Below are 2,738 nucleotides of genomic sequence, written 5' to 3' on the forward strand. Positions count from 1 at the left end.
GGACTGAAAACTCATTTGACATCGAAACTATCCTCAATCGACTCCCGATGGACGATGAACGGCTTATCAAGCCCTACCGCGACGAACACGATACCGATCTGTTGGAGCGCATGGCGACGAGTATCGAGAAAGGCATTTACCCTGCGGGCGTCGACAAGGCCAAATTGCACGCCAAGGTGAAGGGGCAACTCAAAACCGTCTTGAAGCACCAGCGTCAGCCGAAGGGTGGCTCGACGGCAAAGGTCAGGGATGCAGCGAAGAAGGAGACGGGGCAGGCCCCCACCGACCAGGAAGACGCTCATGAAAGCCAGCCAAACGTAAGGCTGACCATCAACACCGCGACCAGGATTGAAACCGGCACAGCGACGAACAGCCCTGCCTCTAAAAATCGTGTTTCTTTGTCGCTGAACATTAGGCGCGCCTTATGCATGCTTCGTTGAATGCTAAGAAGCTGCGAACTCCTGGTTCGGTTCCGTGGGCCCACCTTACAATTTGGTATGATTGGGTCGGCCGCTCCCCTTGGGCAGATAATGGAAGGGCAGGGCTGCCAGGTTTTGACAAGTAGTCGAGAGAAGCCCAATTCACCGCCGGCCTCCAGTGAATTGGTGGTCAATCCACCTCGGGAACGCCCCAGAGCCTGATTTTGGTCCCCCCCTTTCCGGTCGCTGCCTGCTGGTGTGCGCGGACCAAGGTGCTATCGAGCATCAGATATTGGTTGTCCCGGTCCTTGCTGAGATCGTCAAAGATACGCTCTGGGAGCGAACGGCAAAGCCGCTGGCTTCGAGGCTTGTGGCGACAGTGGTGGCGTGGAGAGCGCCATGCCAGACATAGGCGACGTCGCCAGGAAACAGCGCCCACGCCTCGCGCCAGTCGGCACGGTCGTCATTCAACACCGTTCCCTTGGCGAGGTTGGCGCCGTCACCGAAACGCTCGCGCCAGGTGGGGTCGTAGCTGACGCCATAAGGCGGGTCCGAAACGAGGAGATGCGGCTTCACGCCGTTCAACACACGGTTGACGTCATCGGCATTGGTGCTGTCGCCGCAGATCAGCCGATGCCTGCCGAGAATCCAGACGTCGTCGGGGAGGGTGGTCGCCTGCTCCGGAACCTCGGGAATGTCGTCCGGATCGGTCAGGCCGGGATTGCCAAGGCTGGTCAGCGCGGCAATCTCCAGCTCGTCGAAGCCGGTCAGCGACAGATCGAAGCCCAGCTCGCCCAGATCGGCCAGTTCGAGACCGAGCAGTTCAGTGTCCCAGCCTGCATTGAGCGCCAGCTTGTTGTCGGCAATCACCAAGGCCCGTTTCTGCGCCTCGGTGAAGCCAGCAAGCGCGATGACCGGGACTTCGCTCATTCCGAGCTTACGCGCCGCCAGCAGGCGCCCGTGACCGGCTATGATGCCGTTGTCGCCGTCGACCAGGATCGGGTTCGTCCAGCCGAACTCGCGGATTGACGCCGCGATCTGAGCAACCTGGGCTTCGGAATGGGTGCGAGCGTTTTTGACGAATGGGATCAGGGTCGATACCAAGCGATAATTCACCTGGAGCTGCGGATGTTCGATTTCAGTGATTTTCGTCTGCATGAGCTTGCCTGTCGCACAGTCGGCGGTCGGAAGGCCTGCGGCCTGGCGGTATACTAGCACGGGCGTATGTGGCTGTAATCGCTGCAGTTATTCGCACAATTACGAACGAATGCGCTCGTTTACCACGACAGCCAAGTAACCGAATTAACGTCCCTGACGATCCATTCCGTTGATTGCGAGCTATCGCGGTGATAACCCTGCGCCCTTCTCCTAATCCGGTACGAGCATGAGTAAAAATCGAGATCGCGCACCGCGGCGCCAGCAATACGAGAACGGTCAAACAGATGATCGGGGTCCGGAACCGAATTACTTCCAAGGTCGCTCCGCACAGACCACGCATTCGGCGGAAGCCGAAGTGCTATGGTTCAATGCGCAGAAAGGCTTTGGATTCGTAAAGCTTTCTGATGGCGCCGAAGCCTTCCTGCATATGACGGCGTTAAGAGCTGCTGGGCATGAAACTGTTTCCGAGGGGATGCGGCTTTCGGTGACAACAGAGTCTGGCCCAAAAGGACCGCAAGTCGCCCAAGTGCTAGCCGTAGTCTCCGGATCTGAGCGCCCGCTCACCGCACGCCCCACAACTCAGCCGGGCCTGAACGCTGACGCCGGAGCTGGGAGCCTGCAAGGTACCGGCGCAGTGAGGTGGTACAACCCAGACAAAGGCTTCGGTTTCATAGGTCTTGATGCCGGCGGGAAGGACGTATTCATTCACGCCTCGACTTTGACCCGCTCCGGGCTGACCAGCCTGAATGAAGGTCAGAAGGTTATTGTGCATTACGCACATGGGCAGAAGGGATTGGAGGCTCGATCCGTCCATCCCGTTTGAGATTCCGTGGTCGAGCTAATCTACGCTGCTATTCCGTCCTTGCTGCTGAACCCGGTAACATCGGTAACAAGGTAACATTGAGCATCCTGGCTAGTGAAACAGTTCGAATGTTACCTTGTTACCGATGTTACCGGGGTTGGGCGAAAGCGGCTTTCTAGACAGCGTTCTTGGGTAGAATGTACTGGCCACGCCCGGATTTCTCGACTTCTCCGGCCTTTGCCATCGCGTGAAGCAGCTTGCGAATGTTACCGTTTTTCATGCCGGTAACATGTGACAGGTCACTCGGTGACATCGGCTCGCGCGCCTCCTCCAATGTTACCAGAATGTTACCGCGCTCG

3 protein-coding genes and 2 pseudogenes are annotated in these 2,738 nt (G+C 58.0%); 2 read left to right on the top strand and 3 right to left on the bottom strand.

Translation table 11 applies throughout. The features are described 5' to 3' along the window. Positions 1-440, top strand: a pseudogene (locus AC07FD_RS08900) (hypothetical protein); the annotation flags it as partial. A gap of 164 nt (positions 441-604) precedes the next feature. Here the strand turns inward: AC07FD_RS08900 and AC07FD_RS08905 are convergent. Together AC07FD_RS08905 and AC07FD_RS08910 are read right to left on the bottom strand one after the other, a co-directional pair. Beyond that, a pseudogene (locus AC07FD_RS08905) lies at positions 605-753 on the bottom strand (IS5-like element ISNeu3 family transposase); the annotation flags it as partial. Further along, complete coding sequence (locus tag AC07FD_RS08910) at positions 705-1,577, bottom strand: ParB N-terminal domain-containing protein (RefSeq protein ID WP_478349547.1); 873 nt, start codon at positions 1,575-1,577, stop codon at positions 705-707. The gene AC07FD_RS08910 and the pseudogene AC07FD_RS08905, both read right to left, overlap by 49 nt. Positions 1,578-1,803: 226 nt before the next feature. Here AC07FD_RS08910 and AC07FD_RS08915 point away from each other — a divergent pair, with 226 nt between their 5' ends. Beyond that, positions 1,804-2,400 carry a cold-shock protein gene (locus AC07FD_RS08915; protein WP_478349548.1) on the top strand — a complete coding sequence of 199 codons (597 nt, stop codon included), beginning with the start codon at positions 1,804-1,806 and terminating at the stop codon, positions 2,398-2,400. A 154-nt stretch (positions 2,401-2,554) separates the two neighbouring features. Here the strand turns inward: AC07FD_RS08915 and AC07FD_RS08920 are convergent. Further along, on the bottom strand, positions 2,555-2,738 hold a 184-nt coding region (locus tag AC07FD_RS08920; RefSeq protein ID WP_478349549.1), incomplete at its 5' end, for a helix-turn-helix domain-containing protein.

Source organism: Mesorhizobium waitakense, assembly GCF_056431085.1.